Origin of the sequence: Bradyrhizobium sp., assembly GCF_030693485.1 — a bacterium.
Classification (GTDB): Bacteria; Pseudomonadota; Alphaproteobacteria; order Rhizobiales; family Xanthobacteraceae; genus Bradyrhizobium.
On sequence record NZ_JAUYAN010000268.1, the window covers coordinates 16,524 to 37,445 of the forward strand.

Sequence of the window (20,922 nt, forward strand, 5' to 3'; positions counted from 1 at the left end):
AGATGCGGGTATCGCCGGCCATTCGGGTTAAAGGGCGTATCGGAAGGTGAAGTGTCAGGGTTCCGCAAACCCTGACGACCGCCCCGCAAAAAATCGCGAGAGCGGGCCGGCAGCATGCCTGCACGTTCGATACGTTGATTATCCGGAACCTGAACGAGGCAAGCGGCCTCGGGATCGATGTTCAAGACCTGGAGCGGGCTTTCCTCCAATGACGGCAGCGGTTTCGTTTGAGGAGCACTCAAACCCGATGCCGGCCCGCTCGGACGGCCTCGACAATGTCGATGGCGGCCCGGACGCCGCTTTCTATATCCAAATGCGAGTTATCGAGCAAGTGTGCATCCGCGGCCGCTTTCAGAGGCGCCGCGGCCCGGTTCTGGTCGCGCTCGTCGCGCCTGAGGATATCCGCCAGCACCGCGGCCTCGTCGGCGGGTTCGCCTCGCGCCAGCGCTTCCAGGGTCCGGCGCCGGGCCCGGACTCTGGGGTCGGCGATGACGAAAATCTTCACGTCGGCATGCGGGCAGATCACGGTGCCGATATCGCGGCCATCGAGCACCGCGCCGGGCGGATCGGCCGCGAACTGCCGCTGAAAATTGATCAATGCTTCCCGCACCCTGGGGATGGCCGAGACGACCGAGGCGGCCTCGCCCACCAATTGGGTTTTTAAAGCCGGATTTCCGAACTTTTCGGGATCGAGTTCCAGCGCGGCGGCGACCGCGAGGTTCTCGTCGGTGAGGTCGGCGCCGGCATCCAGCAGGGCCTTGGCCACCGCGCGGTAGATCACGCCGGTATCAAGATGACGGTAGTGGTAATGATGGGCGAGCCGTTTGCCGAGCGTGCCCTTGCCCGAGGCTGCGGGTCCGTCGATGGCGATGATCATGAGAACTCCGCGCCAAGCCCGCGCATCATCGGGATGAAATCCGGAAAGCTGGTGGCGATGAAGGCGGTGTCGTCGACCTTGACCGGCTTGTCGGAGGCAAGCCCCATCACCAGCGCCGACATCGCGATGCGGTGATCCATGTGGGTGGCGACCAGGCCGCCGCCGGGCACATGGCCCTTGCCTTCGACAATCAGATCATCGCCCACGATCTCGACCTGGACGCCGTTGACGCGCAGCATGGCGGCGGTGGCTTCCAGCCGGTCGGATTCCTTGACCCGCAGTTCCTGCAGGCCGCGCATGATGGTGGTGCCTTCGGCGAAGGCGGCCGCCACCGCCAGCACCAGATATTCGTCGATCATCGAGGGCGCGCGCTCCGGCGGCACCTCGACGCCACGCAGTTTCGAGGCGCGGACCCGGAACCGGGCCATCGGCTCGCCGGCGTCGCCGCGAACCTCGCTTTCCTCGATCGACGCGCCCATCTCGCGCAGCGTCGTAAACAGGCCGGTGCGCAGCGGATTGGTCATGACGTCGGACAGAATGAGATCCGAGCCCTCGACGATCAGGGCCGCCACGATCGGGAACGCCGCCGACGACGGGTCCGCCGGCACCACGACACCGGCGCCGTGCAGCTCCGGCTGGCCTGTCAGCGCGATCTTGCGGCCGTGGCCGCCCTCAGGCGTTGAGACGATCTCCGCCCCAAAGTGCTTCAGCATCAGTTCGGTGTGGTCGCGGCTGGCTTCGGTCTCGATCACGGTGGTGATTCCCGGCGCGGCCAGCCCCGCCAGCAGCACCGCGGACTTGATCTGGGCCGAGGCCACCGGGGTGCGGTACAGGATCGGCAGCGGATCGCGCGCGCCGGTGAGGGTCAGCGGCAGGCGGCCGCCTTCCCCGCTGCTGCCGACGGTGGCGCCCATCAGGCCCAGCGGATCGAGTATCCGCCGCATCGGCCGCGAGCGCAGCGAGGCGTCGCCGTCGAAGATCGCCGTGATCGGGCTGCCGGCGACCGCTCCCATCACCAGCCGGCAGCCGGTGCCGGAATTGCCGAAATCGAGCGGCGCTTGCGGCTGCGCGAACCCGGCCACGCCAACCCCGCGCACAACCCACGCAAACGGGCCGGTCCGTTCCACTCTTGCGCCCAGCGCCCGCATCGATTTGGCGGTGTTGAGTACGTCTTCGCCCTCGAGCAGGCCGGAAATCCGGGTTTCGCCGACCGCCAGTGCGCCCAGAATCAGGGCCCGGTGCGAAATCGATTTGTCGCCGGGAACGCGGACTTTCCCGGTCAGGGGACCGCTGGCGCGGGATTCAAGCGGCGTGGGCTGGTCAGATTGGGTCAAGATTGTGTCCTCTGCGCGGGCGCAGGTACCACATGACCCGCGCCGCGTCACGCCGCCGTCGGAATGCCCGCACAGCGCTATTGACAGGGCCGCGTCAACTAGCCAAGTGAAGCACCGTTTTTCGACAAATTCCCAGGACTCCCCACGTGGCCAAATCCGATCTCGGAACCAAACGCATTTGCCCGACGACGGGTAAGAAGTTTTACGACCTCAACAAGAACCCGGTGATCTCACCCTACACCGGCGAGGTGGTGCCGATCGCGCCGATTCCGCCGCCCCGGACCCGTGCCGACGCCGCGGCGCGCGCCGCTGCAGCCGCATCCGCCGCTTCAGCCGCCGAAGCTGTGGAGCCCGCCGAAGCCGAAGAATTGGTGCCGCTCGAGGAGGCCGATGCCGAGGAAAATACCGGCAAGGTGAAGGCCGCCGTTCCGGAGTCCGAGGACGACATCGAGATCGACGAGACCATCGAAGACGACGATGATGACGATTCGACCTTCATCGCCGACGAGGAAGAAGGCGACGAGGACGTCACCGACATCATCGGCGACGTCGGCAGCGACGAAGAGACTTGAGATCGACCCTGAACTGTGTTCAGGGTTTTTCCCCGCGAGTCGCCCAAGGCACGCGGGAAAGTTAAGGGGCCATAGCTCAGCTGGGAGAGCGCTTGCATGGCATGCAAGAGGTCGGCGGTTCGATCCCGCCTGGCTCCACCACGCTTCGCCCTTCGGGCTACGCGTGGCGCAGCCACGCAAGAGCCTGAAGGGCGAAGCGTGGTGCCCGGCGTAGCCCTCTTGGGCGAAGACGGGCTGGAAGTACCCACCCGACACCATCTACCATCCAGGCTCACCTTCATGTGAGCGCCCATGTGGTACGTCTACATCATCCGCAGCATCAATTCTCCGGAACAGGAATACATCGGCGCAACCGCCGATCTGAAGCGACGGCTGGCAGAGCATAATGCCGGCAAATCCGCGCACACCGCCAAATTCAAGCCTTGGCAGATAGTCTGGTATTGCGCTTTCCCGGATAAGTTCAAGGCACTGGAATTTGAGAAATATCTCAAATCCCACTCCGGACGCGCCTTTGCGAAGAAGCGCCTGAGTGGCGCAGCCATGAAGTCGGAAGCGCCGAACGTACGCTGAAAACACCGGCCTGCGCGAATGACCGCCCCGCCTACTCCCCCAGCACCACATTGAGCCGGTCGCGCAGCGCCACCAGTTCGTTCTTCATCGCCAACAGCTCGGCGACCGAGCAATTTGAGGCCGCAAGGATGGCCTGCGGCACCGCCCTGGCTTTTTCCTTGAGCGCCTGCCCCTTCGGCGTCAGTGCGATCAGCACCTGGCGCTCGTCTTCGGTGCTGCGGGTGCGCCTGACCAATTCCGCCGCTTCCAGCCGTTTGAGCAGCGGGGTGAGCGTGCCGGAATCCAGCATGAGCCGTTCGCCGATATCCGTGACCGGGACGCCGCCACGCTGGACGGCGCGCTCGACGTCAAGCTCGCTAACCCGAAGGAACTGGGCGGCGGCGGCGGCGCCGGCAATAATCCCGAGCAGCTTTTCGCCGCCGGCTATGCCGCCTGCTTCATCGGCGCGATGAAGTTCGTCGCTTCCCAGGGCGGCCCGAAGGTGCCCGCCGATGCGTCGGTGACCTCGACGGTCGGCATCGGACCGCGCGCGGCCGGCGGTTTCGGCCTCGACATCGACCTCGAAATCTCGCTGCCCGGCGTTTCGCGCGCGGAAGCCGAGGCGCTGGTGGCGAAGGCGCACCAGGTGTGCCCCTATTCCAACGCCACCCGCGGCAATGTCGATGTGCGCCTGAAGGTCGCGTAACTCCGACGCCGAATGGCCCGCCGACGTCGATCGGCGGGCCGCCGCACCGGCATTCGACATGCATCCCGGTGCGGGAAGGCATTCGCCTGCGCATTTGCGCAGCAGCCCGCCTGATGCTTAATGGCCGCGACGTTCCCTTAAAACCTCGCAAGAAACGGCCAAGAAGCCCCCATGACGACTGAACCTGCTCCCGGCGCGATGACCGGACTCCGCGTGATCGATTTGACGCGCGTGCTCGGCGGACCCTATTGCACCCAGATCCTCGCCGACCACGGCGCCGACGTGATCAAGGTCGAGCCGCCCGCCGGCGACGAGGTGCGCGACTGGGGCCCTCCGTTCCACGGCGAAGACGCGGCCTATTTCGTCGGCATCAATCGCAACAAGCGCTCGATCGGGCTCGACCTCGCTTCCGAAGGCGGCCGCGTGGTGCTGCTGAAGATGCTGGAGAGCGCCGACGTCCTGATCGAGAATTTCAAGCCGGGCACGCTCGACAAATGGGGCATCGGCAACGACGTGCTGCGCGCGAAATTTCCGAAGCTGGTGCACTGCCGGATCTCCGGCTTCGGCGCCGACGGCCCGCGCGGCGGCAATCCCGGCTATGACGCCATCATCCAGGCCATGACCGGCATGATCGCCGCGACCGGCTCGCCGCAGAGCGGGCCGATGCGGATCGGCGTCCCCCTGGTCGACATCACCACCGGGCTTTATGCCGCGATCGGCATCCTGATGGCGCTGTCGGAGCGGCAGCGATCCGGCGTCGGGCAGTTTCTCGAGACCACGCTGTACGAAACCGGCCTCGCCATCATGCATCCGCATGCGGCGAATTATTTCATGCACGGCAAGCCGCCGAGCCTGACCGGCAACGAGCATCCCAATCTGGTGCCCTACGCGATCTTCCCCACCCGGACCGACAATATCTTCATCGGCGTCGGCAATGACGGCACCTTCCGCAAGCTGGCCAAGGAGATCGGCAAGCCGGAACTCGGCACCGATCCGCGCTTCGCCCGCAACAAGGACCGCATCGCCAACCGCGATGCGCTGCGCGCCGAGCTCGCCGCCGTGTTCAGCCAGCACGACGCCGGCCCGCTGTGCGATCGCCTGCTCGCCGCCGGCCTGCCGGCGGGTCCGGTGCAGTCGATCGACCAGGCGCTCACCAGCGCCCACACCCTGCACCGCGGCGATGTCATCGAAAAGGACTGGTACAAGGGGGTCGCCTCGCCGATCCGCCTGTCGCGCAGCAAGCCGAGCCTGCGCCGCACCCCGCCGAAATTCAGCCAGCACACCGCCGAGGTGCTGGGCGAGTTCGGGTATTCGACAAGCGAGATCGAGACCCTGGTCGCCGGGGGCGCGGTCTGCGGCAGCGAACGGAAGCGCTGATAACCCACCCTCTTTTGTCGTCCCTGCGAAGGCGGGGGGACCCATCATCCCGGACGTCGGTTGTTGCCGGAGGTGTCCGCCTCCGCACCCGAACGACGGGCCGGGACGTATGGATCCCGGCGCGCAACTCACAAGCGTTCGCTTGGCCTGGACGACAGGAGAGATTGACCCGCCTATTTTCCGACTTTCCCTCGCCGCCGCTTCCCCCATAACGCGCTTTCGCATATACGGTCATTTGCACGTCATCCAGCGCTGTTAACGCGCGAAACGAAGATGATGATCCAACCGGGAGGGATTCTTATGATGCTACGACATTTCGGCCTTGCCACGACGCTGTCGGCCACGCTGGCGCTCGCAACGCCCGCTTACGCCGCGACCGAGCTGCAGTGGTGGCACGCCATGACCGGCGCCAACAACGATGTCGTCAACAAGCTCGCGGCGGAATTCAACGCCAGCCAGTCGGACTACAAGGTGACGCCGTCCTTCAAGGGCGGCTATCCCGACACCATGAACGCCGGTATCGCCGCGTTCCGCGCCGGCAATGCGCCGCACATCATCCAGGTGTTCGAAGTCGGCACCGCCACGATGATGAGCGCCACCGGCGCCATCAAGCCGGTCTATCAGCTGATGAAGGACGCCGGCGAACCGTTCGATCCCAAGGCCTACCTGCCGACCATCACGGGCTACTACTCGACCTCCAAGGGCGACATGCTGTCGTTTCCCTTCAACTCGTCTTCGGCGGTGATGTGGATCAACAAGGATGAACTGAAGAAGGCCGGCATCGCCGAGATCCCGAAGACCTGGCCGGAAGTGTTCGCTGCCGCCAAGAAACTGAAAGCGGCAGGTCATGACACCTGCGGCTTTTCCAATGCCTGGGCGTCATGGGTTCATATCGAGCAGTTCTCCGCCTGGCATAATGTGGCGATCGGCACCAAGGCCAACGGGCTCGACGGCTTCGACACCGAGCTGAAGTTCAACTCGCCGCTGCACGTCAAGCACCTGCAGAACCTGATAGACCTGCAGAAAGACAAGACCTACGACTATGCCGGCCGCGCCAACGCCGGCGAGGCTCGCTTCGGCTCGGGCGAATGCGCGATCTTCCTGACTTCGTCGGGCTATTACGGCACTGCCAAGGGTACCGCCAAGTTCGACTTCACCTCGGCGCCGATGCCGTATTATCCCGATGCGACAGGAGCTCCACAGAACTCGATCATCGGCGGCGCTTCGCTGTGGGTGATGGGCGGCAAGAAGCCCGAAGAGTACAAGGGCGTCGCAAAATTCTTCGCGTTCCTCTCGGACACCAACCGCCAGGCCAGGCTGCACCAGGAATCCGGCTACCTGCCGATCACCAAGGCGGCCTATGAAAAGACCAAGGCCGACGGCTTCTACGAGAAGAATCCGATCCTGCAGACGCCGCTGCTGGAACTGACCAACAAGGAGCCGACCGAGAATTCGCGCGGCCTGCGCTTCGGCAACATGGTGCAGATGCGCGACGTCTGGGCCGAGGAGATCGAGGCGGCGCTCGCGGGCAAAAAGACCGCGCAGGAAGCCCTCGACGCGGCCGTATCTCGCGGCAATGCGATGTTGCGGACGTTTGAAAAGACGGCAAAGTAAGCCTTCGATAACAGCTCCCTCTCCGGTTCGGAGAGGGAGCTGTCGTCAGAATCCGGAACTCGCCAGCGAGTCGAGTCGACAAACCGCCCGAAACGGACAAGACTCCCTGAATGGAAAAGTCCGCGGTCTTCAACAACAGCAAGCTGCTTCCCTACGCGCTGCTCGCGCCGCAGCTCATTATCACATTCGTATTCTTCTACTGGCCAGCCAGCCAGGCGGTCCTGCAATCGTTCAAGCGCGAGGACGCCTTCGGCCTCGTTTCCGAATTCGTCGGCCTGGAGAATTACCAGGCGCTGTTCGCGCAGCCCGAATACTACAAATCGATGCTGACGACGCTGGTGTTCTCGACGCTGGTCGCGGCGCTGTCGCTCTCGATCGCGCTGTTGTTCGCAACCCAGGCCGACAAGAACCTCAAGGCGGCGCCGGTCTACAAGACCTTCATGATCTGGCCCTACGCGGTGGCGCCGGCGGTGGCCGGCGTGCTGTGGTTCTTCATCTTCCACCCGTCGCTCGGCACCCTGGCGCGGCCGCTGCGCGGAATGGGCCTCGACTGGAATCCGCTCCTGAACGGCAACCACGCCATGACCCTGGTTGTGATGTCCGCGGTGTGGAAACAGATCGCCTACAATTTCCTGTTCTTTCTCGCCGGACTGCAGTCGATCCCCAAAAGCGTGATCGAGGCCGGCGCGATCGACGGCGCGGGCCCGATGCGGCGGTTCTGGACCATCATCTTCCCGCTGCTGTCGCCGACCACCTTCTTTCTGCTGGTCGTGAACATCGTCTACGTCTTCTTCGACACCTTCGGCATCATCGACGCGGTGACCGGCGGCGGCCCGGCCGGGGCGACCACCACCATGGTCTACAAGGTCTATGCCGACGGCCGGCTCGGCGGCGATCTCGGAGGCTCGGCGGCGCAATCGGTGGTGCTGATGGTCATCGTCATCGCGCTGACCGCGATCCAGTTCAAGTATGTCGAGCGCAAGGTGCAGTACTGATGGTCGAGCATCGCCCGTGGAACGACATCATCGCCTACGCCATCCTCACCCTCGGCGTCTTCATCGTCGCGTTTCCGGTCTATGTCGCAATGATCGCCTCGACCCATGACGCCGCGACCGTGGTCGGCGGACGGATGCCGATGTCGCCGGGCGGCCAGGCGCTCGAAAATTACTACCGCGCCATCTTCGTCGGCGGCTCCCGCACCGCGCCCGAGCCGGTCGGCCGTCTGCTGATGAATTCCTTCATCTCCGCGATCGGCATCGCGGTGGGCAAGATCTGTATTTCGATCCTGTCCGCCTACGCCGTGGTGTATTTCCGCTTTCCGTTCCGCAAGACCGCGTTCTGGATCATCTTCGTTACCCTGATGCTGCCGGTCGAGGTCCGCATCTATCCGACCTACAAGGTGGTCGCCGACCTGCGCATGCTCGATACCTATGCCGGGCTGATCCTGCCGCTGATCGCGTCGGCGACCGGCACGCTGCTGTTCAGGCAGTTCTTCATGACGGTACCGGACGAGTTGCTGGAAGCCTCGCGCATCGACGGCGCCGGACCGTTCCGGTTTTTCTGGGATACCCTGCTGCCGCTGTCGGTCACGACGATCTCCGCTCTGTTCGTGATTCAGTTCATCTATGGCTGGAACCAGTATCTGTGGCCGTTGCTGATCACCACGCAGGATTCGATGCAGACCATCGTCACCGGCATCAAGAAGATGCTCGTCACGACGGATGAACTTGCGGAATGGCAGCTGGCGATGGCGACCGCCGTCCTCGCCATGCTGCCGCCGGTGGCGGTGGTGGTATTCATGCAACGGCTGTTCGTGCGCGGCCTGGTCGAGACCGAGAAGTAGGACCGAGATGGCCAACGTAGTTCTCCGCGACGTCCGCAAAACCTACGCCGGTGGCTTCGAGGCCATCAAGGGCATCGACTTCGAAGTCGGCGACGGCCAGTTCTGCGTGCTGGTCGGCCCCTCCGGCTGCGGCAAGTCCACGCTGCTGCGCATGGTCGCCGGCCTCGAAACCATCACGTCAGGCGACATCGATATCGGCGGACGCATTGTCAACCAGGTCGAGCCGGCCGACCGCGACATCGCCATGGTGTTCCAGAACTACGCGCTCTATCCGCATATGAGCGTCTACAACAACATGGCCTACGGCCTGCGCAACCGGCGCATGCCGGAGCCCGAGATCGACACCAGGGTGCAGGAAGCCGCCCGCATTCTCGAACTCGGCACCATGCTCGATCGCAAGCCGAAGCAGCTCTCCGGCGGCCAGCGCCAGCGCGTCGCGATGGGCCGCGCCATCGTGCGCCAGCCGAAGGTGTTCCTGTTCGACGAGCCGCTGTCGAACCTCGATGCCAAGCTGCGCATCGCCATGCGCGTCGAGATTCGCAAATTGCAGCGGCGATTGAAGACCACCTCGATCTACGTCACCCACGACCAGCTCGAGGCGATGACGCTGGCCGATATTCTCGTGGTCATGAACAGCGGCCGGGTCGAGCAGATCGGCAATCCGCTCGACATCTATCAGAAGCCCGCCACCACTTTCGTCGCCTCCTTCATCGGCGCGCCGCCGATGAATCTGATGCCGCTGAGGGCCGACGAAATCAGGGCGCAATTCGCCGGCGACAGCCGCGCCGGCAGCGAAGCCGGCATCCTCGGAATCCGGCCCGAGGATTTTGTCATATCGAGCGAGACCATTGCCGGCGGCATCGCGCTCGACCTCACGGTGGAAGCGATCGAGCGGGTCGGGGCCGAGACCTTCATCTACGGCACCCGCCAGCACGAAATCCAGGGCGTCGCCGCCAACCCCGGCGACCTGCCGCCGGGCGAGGTGATCGTGCGGATCCCCGGCGCGGTCGCGCCCGCCATCGGCGAGCGAATCAAGGCGGTGGCCCCGCGCGAGAACCTGCATCTGTTCAGCGCCGACGGGCGGAAGCGGATCGATCTCTGATTGTCATTCCGGGGCATCGCGCAGCGATGAACCCGGAATCTCGCGGTACGATCTCGTCATTCCGGGTTCGCACTTCGCGCGCCGCGGAATGACGATAAAGAGCCAATTTGTCGCGGTTCCCCAAGAGCTTGAACGCTCCGCAAATATGCCCATATTGTTGAGGACCGGAGGGCAAACACGCCAGCCGGTTGCCATGGGGCGCCGCAAGGGCCCTGAAATGCCAAAGTCGCTTCGAGAGGGCTTTGTAAACTATGTCTCGTGTTCCATCGTTATCCAGTCCGTTCCTGCTTGGCTTCGACGAGATCGAGCGTGCGCTCGATCGCGTCGTCAAGGGTGCCGACGGTTATCCTCCCTACAACATCGAGCGCTGCGACCGCAGCAATGGTGCGCCCGAATGCCTGCGGATCACGCTGGCTGTGGCGGGCTTCACCCGTGATCAACTCGATGTAACCATTGAGGAAAACCAGCTCGTCATCCGCGGCCGCCAGCAGGACGACAAGGTCCGGCAATACATCCATCGCGGCATCGCCGCCCGCCACTTCCAGCGCACCTTCGTGCTGGCGGAGGGGATGCAGGTGCTGGGCGCGGACCTGAAGAACGGGCTGTTGTCGATCGACCTCGCCAGGCCGGAACCTGAAAAGGTCGTTAAGACAATTGCTATCAATGAGCACGAATAATGGAACGAGTAGCGGACTCGACCGCTTAGTCTGACAGAGGAGTCGAGACCATGACTGATGCTGGTGTTGTGTTTGAAACCGAAACCGTCTCCACCGAGACGCTGGCTACCCTGGGCGAGGGCCATATCGCCTATGTGAAGCAGATCCGTTCCGAGGACGTCCCGGGGCTGTTTCCGCAGGCGCCGAAGATCGCGCCGGGCCTGAAGCTGTTCGCGCTGCATGCCGCCGACGGCACGCCGATCATGCTGACCGATAGCCGGGAAGCTGCGATCGCCAACGCATGGAGCAACGAATTGCAGGCTGTCAGCGTTCACTGACGGAGCGCTTGCTCCGTCCTGAACGCGACGCTTGCAGGTGTCACTGACGCAGCCGTTCGCGGCCGTGGAGGACAGATAAGAATTCACGATACGCGGGCCTTGCCTCGATTATATCGAGCCGATGTCCGCGTATTTTGTTTTGGGATTACGCCGCGCTCGTTGGCAGTAATCGCGAGCGCGTGGCCATCTAGAAAACCCGCGTCGCTTCGGCCTCGACCTGTTCGCGTATCAGCGGATGCAGCCCTTTACGGGTGGTGAGATCAACCTCGACACCGAGACTCTTCTCGAGCAATCGCTTGGCTGCCACCAGATCCAGCATGTTGAACCGTCCGCGCGGGTCATAATCGATGAACAAATCCACGTCGCTTGTGGTGCCGGCCTTGTTGCGAGCGGTCGAACCGAACAGGTAAAACGACGTCGCACCGAGCGCCTTGATGGCGGCGGCCTGATGGCGCAGTTTCCTGGGTGTTTCGGCCTTGGTCATGGGATGAGCATAGCACAATCTGTGCAAAACCCGGCAAAGCGCTTCGCGCCGCCTGCCTACGCCGCGCTCGCCGGCGGCAGCGCCAGCACCGAATAGATCGCCTGGGCATCGCGCGAGGCGCGCAGCTTCTTGGCGACGTCCTGGTCGCGCAGCAGCCGGGCGATCCGCGCCAGCGCCTTCAGGTGATCGGCGCCGGCGCCTTCCGGCGCCAGCAGCAGGAACACCAGATCGACCGGCTGGCCATCCATTGATTCGAAATCGATCGGGCGTTCAAGGCGTGCGAAAAGTCCGAACAGCTTTTCCAGCCTTGGGAGCTTGCCATGTGGAATGGCGACGCCATAGCCGACGGCGGTGGTGCCGAGCTTTTCCCGCTGCAGCAGGACCTCGAACACTGCGCGTTCGTTCTGCCCGGTCAGGCTGGCCGCCCGCGCCGCCAGTTCCTGCAGCGCCTGCTTCTTGCTGTTGACCTTCAACGCCGGGAGGATCGCCTCGGGTGCGACCAGATCGGTAATCATCATGGAACGTTCCGAGGTGAATTAAGCCGTCAGGTTGCGAAATAGGGTTTAGCGGGGCGACGTCAAGAACTTGGATCGCGGTAGCAGGCCTGTACCCGGCTGCCCATCAGGGCTTCTACGGGTCTTCTCCTACTCCACGCAACACCGGTGCCAACACCCTGGGCAGTTGTCCCCGGGGTCTCCTGCCCTTGAAGGCGGCGGACCATAGGGAGGCTCCCCGGGGGCGTCAATGCCGGTTGTGGCCGGCTTCTTGCCGGTTTCCCGGCTATCCCCCGGACGGTAGCACCGGAGGATCGATCCAGCCAACATTGCCGTCCGGGCGGCGGTAAATGATGTTCACCCGCCCGCTGGAGCCGTGCTGGAAGACCAGGCAGGCGGCGCCGGTCAGGTCCAGTTCCATCACCGCCTCGCTGACGGAAAACCGCTTCAGCGACGTGGTCGCCTCGGCAATGATGACCGGGCTGTAGCCGATCTCGTCGTGCTCGTCTTCGCCAGCCGGCGCCTCGATCACATAGCTCGGGACGTCGAAGGTCGGCGCGGTCAGTTCGGCCATCGCCACCGCTTCGGCATGCGACTTTCGCGCCGAACGATCCTTGAGCCGGCTCTTGTAGCGGCGCAGGCGCTTCTCGATCATCAGCAGCGCCTGGTCGGCGCTGGCATAGGCGTCGGCGGCATTGGAATCGGCTTCCAGCGTGATGCCGGAATCCAGATGCAGCGAGCAGTCGGTGCGGAAACCGAAACCGTCCTTGCTCAGCGTGATGTGGCCGGAATAGTTGCCGTCGAAGTACTTGCGCAGGACTTCATCGGTGCGTTCGCTGACGCGCCCTCGCAGGGCGTCGCCGACGTTGATGCTTTTTCCCGAGATCCGGAGAGTCATTTGATGCCTCGATTGGTCTGGAACGATACCGACACTATCCCGATTTGGCCGGGACGCAATCAGGCCGGGGCGGTGTCCCGGGACCGGTCGGAGGATGCGGCAGGCGCCGAAAGGGCATTACCGATCATGCTTTGCTTGTCACGGCGGCGTTGTACCGACGAGGGGATACGCATCGCCTCGCGGTACTTCGCAACCGTGCGACGGGCGATATCAATGCCGGAGACGCGCAATCGTTCCACGATGGTGTCGTCGGACAGAATTACGGCCGGATCTTCCGCATCGATCAGCTGCTTGATGTGATGCCGGACGGCCTCGGCCGAATGGGCTTCGCCGCCATCGGCCGACGCGATCGAGGCGGTGAAGAAATACTTCAACTCGAAACTGCCGCGATTTGTCGCCATGTATTTGTTGGCGGTGACCCGCGACACCGTCGATTCATGCATCTGGATGGCGTCCGCCACCGCTTTGAGATTGAGCGGCCGCAAATGCGCGACGCCGTGGGTAAAGAAGCCGTCCTGCTGGCGCACGATCTCGGTCGCGACCTTCAGAATGGTGCGGGCGCGCTGATCGAGCGCGCGCACCAGCCAGGTCGCGTTCTGCAGGCAATCGCTGAAATACGACTTGTCGCCGTCCTTGCGGATGTTCCTGGCCAGCTCGGTGTAATAAATCTGGTTGACCAGCACGCGCGGCAACGTGTCGCTGTTGAGTTCGACATGCCAGCCGCCATCGGGGCCCGGCCGCACATAGACATCCGGCACCATGGTCTGGGTCCGGGCCGAGCCGAATTTCAGGCCGGGCTTCGGGGTGAGTCTGCGAATTTCACCGATCATGTCGGTGATATCCTCATCATCGACGCCGCACAGTTTGCGCAGAGCGGCGATATCGCGCTTGGCCAGCAAATCGAGATGCTCGACCAACGCCCGCATCGCGGGATCGTAGCGGTTGAGCTCGCGCAGCTGGATTGCCAGGCATTCGCTGAGAGAGCGCGCACAGACGCCGGGCGGATCGAATTTCTGCAGCACGGCGAGCACCGCCTCGACGTCCGCCTGCGATGCCCCCAGTCGCTCGGCGGCCTGCCCCAGATCCGGCGGCAGATAGCCGGCCTCGTCGACCAGATCGATCAGATATTGCCCGATCATGCGCTGCGCCGGCGCGGTAAAGGCCACCGACAGCTGTTCGGCGAGATGGCTGCCGAGCGTCACTTCGGCGGCGACGAAGGCTTCCAGATTGTAGCTGTCGTCGTTGGAGGCGCCGCCGCCCCATTCGGTGTAGGCGGTCGGCGCCGCGTCCTGCGCGGTGCGCGCGGCGGCCTCGGCCGGCTCTTCGGTAAACACATTGTCGAGCGGGGTATCGAGGGTCTGCTCGATCTCGGAGCGGCTGCCGAGGTCGCGGTTCATCCAGTCTTCCTGCGGCGCCTCGAAGCCATCGCCGGCAGCCCCGCCGGTCATGTCGGACCGCTCGACGCCGCCATCGTCGCCGTAGCTAGCGCCCTGGTCGTCATGGCCGGAATATTCGCCGCGCTCGGCCGCGGGCTCGCCCGCCACAGGCGGTTCGGTGCCCTCGCTGGCGCGCTCCAGCAGCGGATTGCGCTCCAGTTCGTCTTCCACGAAGGCCGAAAGGTCGAGATTGGACAGTTGCAGCAGCTTGATCGCCTGCATCAGCTGCGGCGTCATCACCAGCGACTGGGACTGGCGGAACTCTAATCTCTGCGACAACGCCATGGCGAAAAGAACCGATCCACGAAAAGTTGGTCCGATTCTTGCTTAAACTAGTCCAAAGCCGATGTACACGGCTTGACGGACGGGAAAAAAGCACTTGAGGCGAAATCCAAAGCCAAGGTTAAGCTCAAGGTCAGGGTGCGGCTTTTAAAGCCAGGCTTACAGCCGGAATTCCTCGCCCAGATACAACCGCCGCACATCGGGATTGTTGACGATCTCTTCCGGATTGCCCTCGGTCAGAATCTCGCCAGCATAGACGATATAGGCGCGGTCGGTCAGCCCCAGCGTTTCCCGCACATTGTGGTCGGTGATCAGGACGCCGATGCCGCGATTGGTGAGGTGGCGGACCAGGGCCTGAATGTCACCTACCGCGATCGGATCGATGCCGGCGAACGGCTCGTCGAGCAGCATGTAATTCGGCCGGGTCGCCAGCGCGCGCGCGATCTCGACGCGGCGCCGTTCGCCGCCGGACAGCGCAATCGACGGGGTTTTACGCAACCGCGTGATGTTGAACTCGTCGAGCAGCGAATCGAGTTCTTTCTCGCGTTTTTTCTTCGAGGGCTCCACGACCTCCAGCACGGCGCGGATATTCTGCTCCACGGTGAGACCGCGGAAGATCGAGGCTTCCTGCGGCAGATAACCGATTCCGAGCCGGGCGCGCTGATACATCGGCAGCTTGGTGACGTCGTGGCCATCGAGCTCGATGGCGCCGCGGTCGGCCTTGATCAGGCCGGTGATCATGTAAAATACCGTGGTCTTGCCGGCGCCGTTCGGGCCCAGCAGGCCTACGGCCTCGCCGCGGCGGACATAGATGCTGACGCCGCGCACGACCTGCCGGCTGCCGAAACTCTTTTCCACGCTATGCACAGCCAGATAGCCGGCCCGTTTGGCCAGCCGCGGCGCGGTCGCGCCATTGACCTTGGCCTTGCCCTTTTCCTTGGCCTTCGGCGGTCGCGGCTTTTCCGGTTCGGGAGCCGGCGCGCCAGGTTGCGGCAGCGCGACGTCGTGGGCAATCGGGATCGCTTCTCGGGCCATCGGCGGCGCATCGCGCACCGGGCTGGTGAGCATGTCGCCGATGGTGTCGCCAAGCGCGGTAATATCCTCACGCGAGCGCGCAAATCCCCCCGGACCACGCTTGGCCGGCCGTCGACGAAACATGCCGAGTAAATCCACCATCCCCCGCTTCGCTCGAGCCTTTCACGGTGTCCCGCGGTGTGCCGCCGGCCCATCGACGGCCTCGGCAACATGAATGAACGGATGTCCCTTGTGCGGTGAAACACCCTCGATCTCAGGCATGGATCGCGCCGCCAGCCGAGCGGTAGATACAGGCTTGCCCCGCGAGCTTCAACCTCGCCACCGAGGCCTATCGTACAAGTGATTGATGTTATTTTGGTTTATTTGAGGGACCGGGCGCGAGCGCCGGCGCTGAACCCGGCATTCCGGGGATGCCCGGCGCTCCGCCGCCGCCGGAGGAAATGAACAGGCCCTGCACCCGGCCGCTGTCGGATTCGACGCGCGAGACACCGGTCGCCATGTCCACCATCAGCCGGTCGCCGCGCAGCACGTTCTTGCCCTGGGTCAGCACGATGCCGCCGAGCATGGTGATCATGTTGGCCCTGGTGTCGAACACCGCGGTTTCCCCGGTCACAACCTGGTCCTTCTGGGTCACCACCACATTGCCCTTGGCCTCGAGCCTGCGGATCGAGGAACTGCCGCCGGGACCCGGGCTCGCAGCCTGCATCGGCGCCGATTTGGCCGCCTTCGCATTGGCGCCCTTGGCGCCCGCGGCCGGCGCCGGGGCGGGCGTCGATGCCGAATCGTAGAACACCACGAGGCTCTTCGACGTCATCACGGTGTCGCCCTGGATCACTTTCACATTGCCGGCGAACGTCGCTTCCTTTTTCTTGTCGCGCATTTCGAGGCTGGCGGCCTCGATCTGGATCGGCTGGTCGCGGTTCTGCGAAAAACCCTGCATGGCGTTGGGCACGCCTGACATCGCGCTTTGCGCGGCGGCTTCGCCGGCGGCAAGCAGCGCCAGCGCGCAGGCGGCCATGCCGGCATAATGCGCGATCCGCTTCGTCGAAGTGCTGCGCTGTAAAAGCATCATCATCATCAGGATCATTTCGGGTTGGCCGACTTGCCGGACACCGATCGTGTCTTGGCAGATGAATTGGCAGATGAATTGGCAGATGGATTGGCAGAAGCCGCGGACTCGGGCGTCGCCGCCGCCTCCTCGGGAGCACCCAGATTATCCAGGTTCAGCACGACATTGCCTTCAAACCGCACCACCTCGCCTCCGTCGGTAATCCGCAGACGGTCGGCGCTCAGCGTGCCGTTGAGCAATTTGACGTCGACATGTTCTTCCGACGTCACCGTGCTCTTGCCGATATCGACCAGCGCCTGCGACATCCGGGCTTCATAGCCGCTGGAAGACTGCAGGAAGATATCCTTGCGCAGTTCCAGAAGCTGCGTCTTGGAGTTGAACAGCCCGCTGCGGGCATCGAGCGTGATGGACGTGGTGCGGTCTTCCATCAGCACCTTGGCGCGCAGCGTCCTGAGATCGACCTTGTCCGGATCGGTCACGTCCTGGGTCGCGGTCTTGGCCCAGACCTCGTAGGGCCGCTGATCCGGCGTGTAGCCGGCCAAATGCGGCGCTTCCATCGTGATCTTGGTGCCGGAAACCACCAGGTTTCCGATGTCGAGCGGCAGTTTCGGCAGCAGCATGCGGAATGGATTGTAGACCGAGATGAAGACGATCGCCGCCATCGACACGATCACGGTGGCCGGCACCGCGACGCGCAGAAACCGCACCATCCGGCTGTGGCGCGCCGCGATTCGAAAGCGGGCATCCATTCCGGCCTGATAGGGTGGATTTTGCACCGAATTCACCGCTGCTCCAGAACGCTGGGATATCAGGTCATCCTACCCGAAATCGCCGGAATTTGCAGCCCGACACTCGCCAGCAGTGTGACCGAAACGGGGCGGAGCGCCGCGGCATAGCGCCGTTGCAATCCTCAGGAATGGGCGAAAATGTCCTCGGTGTCCCAGCCCAGCAGGTCGAGCCTGACCCGCGCGGGGAGGAACCCGAAACAGGTCTGGGCGAGTTCCGTGCGTCCCTCGCGCGCCAGCATGCCGTCGAGCCGCTCGCGCAGGCCATGCAGATGCAGCACGTCGGAGGCGGCATAGGACAGCTGCGCCTCGCTCAGGCTCTGCGCGCCCCAGTCGCTCGACTGCTGGTGCTTCGACAGATCGATGTTGAGAATTTCACGCACCAGATCCTTCAGGCCATGACGGTCGGTATAGGTCCGGCACAGCCGCGAGGCGATCTTGGTGCAGTACACCGGCTGCGGCATCACGCCGAAGGCGTTGTAAAGCGCCGCAAGGTCGAACCGCGCGAAGTGGAAGATTTTCGTCACTTTCGGATTGCCCAGCAGCGCCTTCAAATTCGGCGCGTCGGTGTGATCCTTGCCATGATCTTTGGGGATCTGCACCACGTCGGCGCTGCCGTCGCCATTCGACAGCTGCACCACGCAGAGCCGGTCGCGGTGCGGATGCAGCCCCATGGTCTCGGTATCGATCGCCACCGAATCGGTATAGCGGGACAAATCGGGCAGATCGCCGCGATGCAGGCGGATGGTCATGATGTTGAAAACCTCGTCGAATCGGGGTGGGCCAAACTAACGCTGAAATCCTCAACAAACGAGGGGCGCGTGCAGCCTTGCCTGTCGCAGGGACCGGCCGGCGGCCATTGCTGGCCACGGCAACCCCTGTCGCTTCCCACAAACCACTGAAAGCCATCCGTTTTCAATAGGCCGTCAGGCGGACCGTTGCGATACATGCTTTCCGGCGGTTTTCCCCCCGCCGGGCGTCTTCGGTGGTGCACGGCAAGGCCTTGGCAAAAAACACGAAAACGACCCCAAGCACAGAACAGGGCCCCCGGCGCCGGCGCCGTTTGAAAATCAAGGTGTCCAATAATAGTTATTGACCAACCCCGACGAACCGACGGGAGCAAGGACCTATGGCCACGAGTGCGGACTTGGGAAAAGCGCTTGAAGTGTTCGTAACGAAATTCGTGGCGACTGGCCGCTACCATTCGAAAATCGAGGTGCTCCACGAGGGCGTCCGGCTCGTTCAGGAACGCGAGGCGCGGCTGGCAGCTCTCGATGCCTCGATTGCACGCGGTGTGGCAGATGCCGATGCGGGACGCGTGAAATCAACATCTGAAGTTCTTGACCGTCTGGAAGCGATACCGACGCGCTTCAATCCCTATTCGGGCTCAAACCGCCTCACTGCCTGCATCAGACCCACATTGCCCTCTGAAATTACCTCTGCAAGAGGTAGGCCATAACCACGGAAGCCCATGGCAAGTTTGGCTACCAATCCCAGATGGCCCGACACGAGCTCGTGGGCTGCGTCGCGATCGTGAATGGGGGACAAGACGTTGCCCTGTTATCAAATCTGCCTTGAGATCATCCGCCCCACACATCGTCGTAACGTGCGGTTCCGTCCTTAAGCGGATAATCCCGATACGTCCTCACCACGCTCGCCGAACGAAATTTAACAACCGTGGTCAGCGCGCCCAGAGCAAAAAGGGCGTGGGCGATAAGAAGCTCGCCATACCAAAACCAAACGCCAAACGATCCGCAGAAAATGGCCGTCCACATGACGGATAGATAGACCATCGTCTGGAATCTCTGTGCGGGTGGCAACGCGAATAGCGGGTTCTTATCCGCATCCATGATCAATCCATAATTTCTCTTTATGATTGCAAACAAGCCGGTAGTGAGCATTGCATTGGTTCCTCTTTGATAACTGTATTTCTTGTACGCTGCGGGTCGCATTCTGGATCATCAGATAGCCTGACGAAACGCTGAAATCTGCGCCTCGAATATCGACTGCAGCGTGATGTGGCGGGCCCTAAGTTGGCTGTGGCAGTCGTCCAAGCTGCTTGGCTTGCTGACTGCATCGCGCCTTCGCCAATATTTCCAACGGACCCGTACGCGATATGACGTGTTCCAGATCCACTCGTCGGGATCAAAGGCCGAGCAATCAATGATTTGAGTTTTATAATGAGTCGATATGTTCCCAGGCATCTTTGCCGTCGTAAGCGCCCGAGACAAAGCTGGAATGTCGTCGTATGGCGCTTATCCTCGGGAAAGGTCACGCCATCGCCGCCCCTGGTTCAAGCTGGTCCTCTCGGGCAATTTGAGGAGCCCTGCTGAAAACCTGTTCGTGTTCTTTGTCCTTACCCCGGAGTATCGACTCTATTTCCAGCAAAGATCGCCTGATCCAGGTTTTGATGGTGTTTACAGGTATTCCAGTCCGTTTTGAGAGCTGTTCCCGACTTTCACCGTGAATGTAGGCGCCGATGATCAGGTCGCGTCTTGTTGGATGAAGAGCCTGCAAAGCGGAAAACAAATCCTGCTGTTCCTGCATCGCCGTTTGCTGATCTTCCGAGTCCTCGATTATTTCAAGAGCCGTGGGACCGTCGGCAGGCAGCTCCAGCAACTCTGAATCGTCGGAATAAATTTCTCGCGTCGGTTTTCTGACCATGTCGATCGCCAGATTGCGGGCAATGGTGATCATCCAGGTCATCGGTGACCCACGTGACGAACGATAAGAGCTCGCGCTGTGCCAGATGCGCACGTAGGCTTCCTGGATAACTTCCTCCGCGAGATCCGAGCGCTTGACGATCAGCAGAACGGTGGAAAACAGCTTTCGTTTGCTGGCGTAGTATAGTGCCGCAAAAGCGGCCTGGTCTTTCCGAGTGCCCACAATCGCCAACAGGCGTTCCAGCTCTTTTGATCCCGATTCGGTCGCGGTCACCGTGAGCATGTATTTTTCCTGAATTGAGAAAGTACCAAAAACCGCGTTGAAACCCAGTCGGAGTGGCTCGTCTATTCCAAAAAATACCGAAGATACCTCACTCGATGGGTGCGAAGGTCCGGATTGCGACGAAGCCGGCCAGGGATGCCAGAGCGGTGACAAAGGTTCCCCAAACCATATCGACGGCAACGACAACCAGAGGCCACCGGCTCAACGTCGCAAGATTGGTCAGGTCGTAGGTCGCATATGCAACTAGCCCAAGCAGACCGCCCAGTGATAACGCCGAGACCCATCCGCCATTTCTGGCTGCTGGCATGACTGCGAACACAACGATCCCGACGAAGTAGATCAAATAGAACGCTGCTGCCGCGAGGAGATTGGGCTTCTCCGCCAGCAAATCCCCAAGTGAACTCCTGTAGAAACCCATGGCACGACTAAGCCAGATGTAGTCCACGGCAAGAAAGACGACGGCCGTCACGGCATAGGCAATTAAATAGCGGATCATATCGAGCTCTTGGCTTCTGTTCGCGGGGG

Annotated in this window: 23 protein-coding genes, 1 tRNA gene and 3 pseudogenes; 12 read left to right on the plus strand and 15 right to left on the minus strand. The window is 62.7% G+C overall.

Annotation, left to right across the window (positions count from 1 at the left end):
• Positions 1–238: 238 nt before the first annotated feature.
• A complete protein-coding gene (gene cmk, locus Q8N40_RS19585) occupies positions 239–877 on the minus strand; it encodes a (d)CMP kinase (RefSeq protein ID WP_305319816.1) in 639 nt (212 codons plus the stop codon).
• Entirely contained in the window at positions 874–2,211 is a 1,338-nt protein-coding gene (gene aroA / locus Q8N40_RS19590; RefSeq protein ID WP_305319817.1) for a 3-phosphoshikimate 1-carboxyvinyltransferase, read from the minus strand. Before aroA ends, cmk begins: the two co-directional genes overlap by 4 nt.
• A gap of 146 nt (positions 2,212–2,357) precedes the next feature.
• On the opposite strand from aroA, the gene Q8N40_RS19595 reads away from it, so the two are divergent.
• The 3 genes from Q8N40_RS19595 (at position 2,358) to Q8N40_RS19605 (ending at position 3,353) form a co-directional block, all read left to right on the plus strand.
• On the plus strand, positions 2,358–2,783 hold the full coding sequence (locus tag Q8N40_RS19595; RefSeq protein ID WP_305319818.1) for a TIGR02300 family protein: 426 nt from the start codon (positions 2,358–2,360) through the stop codon (positions 2,781–2,783).
• Positions 2,784–2,848: 65 nt separating this feature from the next.
• Positions 2,849–2,924: transfer RNA gene (locus Q8N40_RS19600), tRNA-Ala, on the plus strand.
• Between the two features lie 150 nt (positions 2,925–3,074).
• Complete coding sequence (locus Q8N40_RS19605; protein WP_305712967.1) at positions 3,075–3,353, plus strand: GIY-YIG nuclease family protein; 279 nt, start codon at positions 3,075–3,077, stop codon at positions 3,351–3,353.
• A 31-nt stretch (positions 3,354–3,384) separates the two neighbouring features.
• Here the strand turns inward: Q8N40_RS19605 and Q8N40_RS19610 are convergent.
• Positions 3,385–3,684, minus strand: a pseudogene (locus Q8N40_RS19610) (MarR family transcriptional regulator); the annotation flags it as partial.
• On the opposite strand from Q8N40_RS19610, the gene Q8N40_RS19615 reads away from it, so the two are divergent.
• The 8 genes from Q8N40_RS19615 to Q8N40_RS19650 all read left to right on the plus strand — a co-directional run bounded on the left by Q8N40_RS19615 (position 3,634) and on the right by Q8N40_RS19650 (position 10,968).
• Positions 3,634–4,038, plus strand: coding sequence for an organic hydroperoxide resistance protein (locus Q8N40_RS19615; protein WP_305712981.1), 405 nt, complete (start codon positions 3,634–3,636; stop codon positions 4,036–4,038). The pseudogene Q8N40_RS19610 and the gene Q8N40_RS19615 overlap by 51 nt on opposite strands.
• Before the next feature lie 171 nt (positions 4,039–4,209).
• Complete coding sequence (locus Q8N40_RS19620; protein WP_305712968.1) at positions 4,210–5,415, plus strand: CaiB/BaiF CoA-transferase family protein; 1,206 nt, start codon at positions 4,210–4,212, stop codon at positions 5,413–5,415.
• Between the two features lie 300 nt (positions 5,416–5,715).
• Positions 5,716–7,029 carry a sn-glycerol-3-phosphate ABC transporter substrate-binding protein UgpB gene (ugpB, locus tag Q8N40_RS19625; RefSeq protein ID WP_305712969.1) on the plus strand — a complete coding sequence of 438 codons (1,314 nt, stop codon included), beginning with the start codon at positions 5,716–5,718 and terminating at the stop codon, positions 7,027–7,029.
• Positions 7,030–7,139: 110 nt separating this feature from the next.
• A complete protein-coding gene (ugpA, locus tag Q8N40_RS19630; protein WP_305712970.1) occupies positions 7,140–8,024 on the plus strand; it encodes a sn-glycerol-3-phosphate ABC transporter permease UgpA in 885 nt (294 codons plus the stop codon).
• Positions 8,024–8,872 carry a sn-glycerol-3-phosphate ABC transporter permease UgpE gene (gene ugpE, locus Q8N40_RS19635; protein ID WP_305318047.1) on the plus strand — a complete coding sequence of 283 codons (849 nt, stop codon included), beginning with the start codon at positions 8,024–8,026 and terminating at the stop codon, positions 8,870–8,872. The genes ugpA and ugpE overlap by 1 nt, the downstream gene beginning before the upstream one ends.
• Positions 8,873–8,879: 7 nt before the next feature.
• Positions 8,880–9,974, plus strand: a complete 1,095-nt coding sequence (locus Q8N40_RS19640; RefSeq protein ID WP_305712971.1) for a sn-glycerol-3-phosphate import ATP-binding protein UgpC — start codon at positions 8,880–8,882, stop codon at positions 9,972–9,974.
• 251 nt (positions 9,975–10,225) lie between these two features.
• Positions 10,226–10,651, plus strand: a complete 426-nt coding sequence (locus Q8N40_RS19645; RefSeq protein WP_304741791.1) for an Hsp20 family protein — start codon at positions 10,226–10,228, stop codon at positions 10,649–10,651.
• A gap of 50 nt (positions 10,652–10,701) precedes the next feature.
• The gene (locus Q8N40_RS19650; protein ID WP_304741789.1) at positions 10,702–10,968 is read left to right on the plus strand and encodes a DUF1150 domain-containing protein; all 267 of its coding nucleotides are present in this window, start codon (positions 10,702–10,704) and stop codon (positions 10,966–10,968) included.
• 187 nt (positions 10,969–11,155) lie between these two features.
• Here Q8N40_RS19650 and Q8N40_RS19655 read toward each other — a convergent pair whose 3' ends face one another.
• The 8 genes from Q8N40_RS19655 to Q8N40_RS19690 form a co-directional block, all read right to left on the minus strand.
• Positions 11,156–11,452, minus strand: coding sequence for a nucleotidyltransferase family protein (locus Q8N40_RS19655; RefSeq protein ID WP_305712972.1), 297 nt, complete (start codon positions 11,450–11,452; stop codon positions 11,156–11,158).
• 56 nt (positions 11,453–11,508) lie between these two features.
• A complete protein-coding gene (gene ptsN, locus Q8N40_RS19660) occupies positions 11,509–11,970 on the minus strand; it encodes a PTS IIA-like nitrogen regulatory protein PtsN (protein ID WP_305318043.1) in 462 nt (153 codons plus the stop codon).
• A 262-nt stretch (positions 11,971–12,232) separates the two neighbouring features.
• Positions 12,233–12,844, minus strand: a complete 612-nt coding sequence (hpf, locus tag Q8N40_RS19665; RefSeq protein WP_305318263.1) for a ribosome hibernation-promoting factor, HPF/YfiA family — start codon at positions 12,842–12,844, stop codon at positions 12,233–12,235.
• Positions 12,845–12,903: 59 nt separating this feature from the next.
• A complete protein-coding gene (gene rpoN, locus Q8N40_RS19670; protein ID WP_305712973.1) occupies positions 12,904–14,565 on the minus strand; it encodes an RNA polymerase factor sigma-54 in 1,662 nt (553 codons plus the stop codon).
• 156 nt (positions 14,566–14,721) lie between these two features.
• Positions 14,722–15,738: an LPS export ABC transporter ATP-binding protein gene (gene lptB / locus Q8N40_RS19675; protein ID WP_305712974.1), complete on the minus strand. Its 1,017-nt coding sequence runs from the start codon at positions 15,736–15,738 to the stop codon at positions 14,722–14,724.
• A gap of 208 nt (positions 15,739–15,946) precedes the next feature.
• On the minus strand, positions 15,947–16,672 hold the full coding sequence (locus tag Q8N40_RS19680; RefSeq protein ID WP_371135753.1) for an LptA/OstA family protein: 726 nt from the start codon (positions 16,670–16,672) through the stop codon (positions 15,947–15,949).
• 8 nt (positions 16,673–16,680) lie between these two features.
• Complete coding sequence (lptC, locus tag Q8N40_RS19685) at positions 16,681–17,451, minus strand: LPS export ABC transporter periplasmic protein LptC (RefSeq protein WP_305712975.1); 771 nt, start codon at positions 17,449–17,451, stop codon at positions 16,681–16,683.
• A 125-nt stretch (positions 17,452–17,576) separates the two neighbouring features.
• The gene (locus tag Q8N40_RS19690; RefSeq protein ID WP_305318833.1) at positions 17,577–18,203 is read right to left on the minus strand and encodes a ribonuclease D; all 627 of its coding nucleotides are present in this window, start codon (positions 18,201–18,203) and stop codon (positions 17,577–17,579) included.
• A gap of 377 nt (positions 18,204–18,580) precedes the next feature.
• On the opposite strand from Q8N40_RS19690, the pseudogene Q8N40_RS19695 reads away from it, so the two are divergent.
• A pseudogene (locus tag Q8N40_RS19695) lies at positions 18,581–18,808 on the plus strand (type II toxin-antitoxin system ParD family antitoxin); the annotation flags it as partial.
• A gap of 23 nt (positions 18,809–18,831) precedes the next feature.
• On the opposite strand, the pseudogene Q8N40_RS19700 reads toward Q8N40_RS19695, so the two are convergent.
• From Q8N40_RS19700 to Q8N40_RS19715, 4 genes and pseudogenes are all read right to left on the minus strand, one after another.
• Positions 18,832–18,999, minus strand: a pseudogene (locus Q8N40_RS19700) (sigma factor); the annotation flags it as partial.
• A 32-nt stretch (positions 19,000–19,031) separates the two neighbouring features.
• Positions 19,032–19,352 carry a hypothetical protein gene (locus tag Q8N40_RS19705; RefSeq protein WP_305318834.1) on the minus strand — a complete coding sequence of 107 codons (321 nt, stop codon included), beginning with the start codon at positions 19,350–19,352 and terminating at the stop codon, positions 19,032–19,034.
• Between the two features lie 370 nt (positions 19,353–19,722).
• Entirely contained in the window at positions 19,723–20,397 is a 675-nt protein-coding gene (locus tag Q8N40_RS19710; RefSeq protein WP_305712976.1) for a sigma-70 family RNA polymerase sigma factor, read from the minus strand.
• Positions 20,398–20,485: 88 nt separating this feature from the next.
• Positions 20,486–20,893, minus strand: a complete 408-nt coding sequence (locus tag Q8N40_RS19715; RefSeq protein ID WP_305318836.1) for a DUF2177 family protein — start codon at positions 20,891–20,893, stop codon at positions 20,486–20,488.
• Positions 20,894–20,922 lie beyond the last annotated feature (29 nt).

Excerpts from the sequence above, each read along its gene's own strand:
- ugpB (WP_305712969.1), top strand. The coding sequence starts at position 5,716 with ATGATGCTACGACATTTCGGCCTTGCCACGACGCTGTCGGCCACGCTG.
- Q8N40_RS19710 (WP_305712976.1), bottom strand. The coding sequence starts at position 20,397 with ATGCTCACGGTGACCGCGACCGAATCGGGATCAAAAGAGCTGGAACGC.
- Q8N40_RS19645 (WP_304741791.1), top strand. The coding sequence starts at position 10,226 with ATGTCTCGTGTTCCATCGTTATCCAGTCCGTTCCTGCTTGGCTTCGAC.
- rpoN (WP_305712973.1), bottom strand. The coding sequence starts at position 14,565 with ATGGCGTTGTCGCAGAGATTAGAGTTCCGCCAGTCCCAGTCGCTGGTG.
- Q8N40_RS19680 (WP_371135753.1), bottom strand. The coding sequence starts at position 16,672 with ATGATGATGCTTTTACAGCGCAGCACTTCGACGAAGCGGATCGCGCAT.
- ugpE (WP_305318047.1), top strand. The coding sequence starts at position 8,024 with ATGGTCGAGCATCGCCCGTGGAACGACATCATCGCCTACGCCATCCTC.
- Q8N40_RS19655 (WP_305712972.1), bottom strand. The coding sequence starts at position 11,452 with ATGACCAAGGCCGAAACACCCAGGAAACTGCGCCATCAGGCCGCCGCC.
- Q8N40_RS19650 (WP_304741789.1), top strand. The coding sequence starts at position 10,702 with ATGACTGATGCTGGTGTTGTGTTTGAAACCGAAACCGTCTCCACCGAG.
- ugpA (WP_305712970.1), top strand. The coding sequence starts at position 7,140 with ATGGAAAAGTCCGCGGTCTTCAACAACAGCAAGCTGCTTCCCTACGCG.
- cmk (WP_305319816.1), bottom strand. The coding sequence starts at position 877 with ATGATCATCGCCATCGACGGACCCGCAGCCTCGGGCAAGGGCACGCTC.
- Q8N40_RS19605 (WP_305712967.1), top strand. The coding sequence starts at position 3,075 with ATGTGGTACGTCTACATCATCCGCAGCATCAATTCTCCGGAACAGGAA.
- lptB (WP_305712974.1), bottom strand. The coding sequence starts at position 15,738 with ATGGTGGATTTACTCGGCATGTTTCGTCGACGGCCGGCCAAGCGTGGT.
- Q8N40_RS19690 (WP_305318833.1), bottom strand. The coding sequence starts at position 18,203 with ATGACCATCCGCCTGCATCGCGGCGATCTGCCCGATTTGTCCCGCTAT.
- Q8N40_RS19705 (WP_305318834.1), bottom strand. The coding sequence starts at position 19,352 with ATGCTCACTACCGGCTTGTTTGCAATCATAAAGAGAAATTATGGATTG.
- Q8N40_RS19715 (WP_305318836.1), bottom strand. The coding sequence starts at position 20,893 with ATGATCCGCTATTTAATTGCCTATGCCGTGACGGCCGTCGTCTTTCTT.
- Q8N40_RS19620 (WP_305712968.1), top strand. The coding sequence starts at position 4,210 with ATGACGACTGAACCTGCTCCCGGCGCGATGACCGGACTCCGCGTGATC.
- ptsN (WP_305318043.1), bottom strand. The coding sequence starts at position 11,970 with ATGATGATTACCGATCTGGTCGCACCCGAGGCGATCCTCCCGGCGTTG.
- hpf (WP_305318263.1), bottom strand. The coding sequence starts at position 12,844 with ATGACTCTCCGGATCTCGGGAAAAAGCATCAACGTCGGCGACGCCCTG.
- Q8N40_RS19640 (WP_305712971.1), top strand. The coding sequence starts at position 8,880 with ATGGCCAACGTAGTTCTCCGCGACGTCCGCAAAACCTACGCCGGTGGC.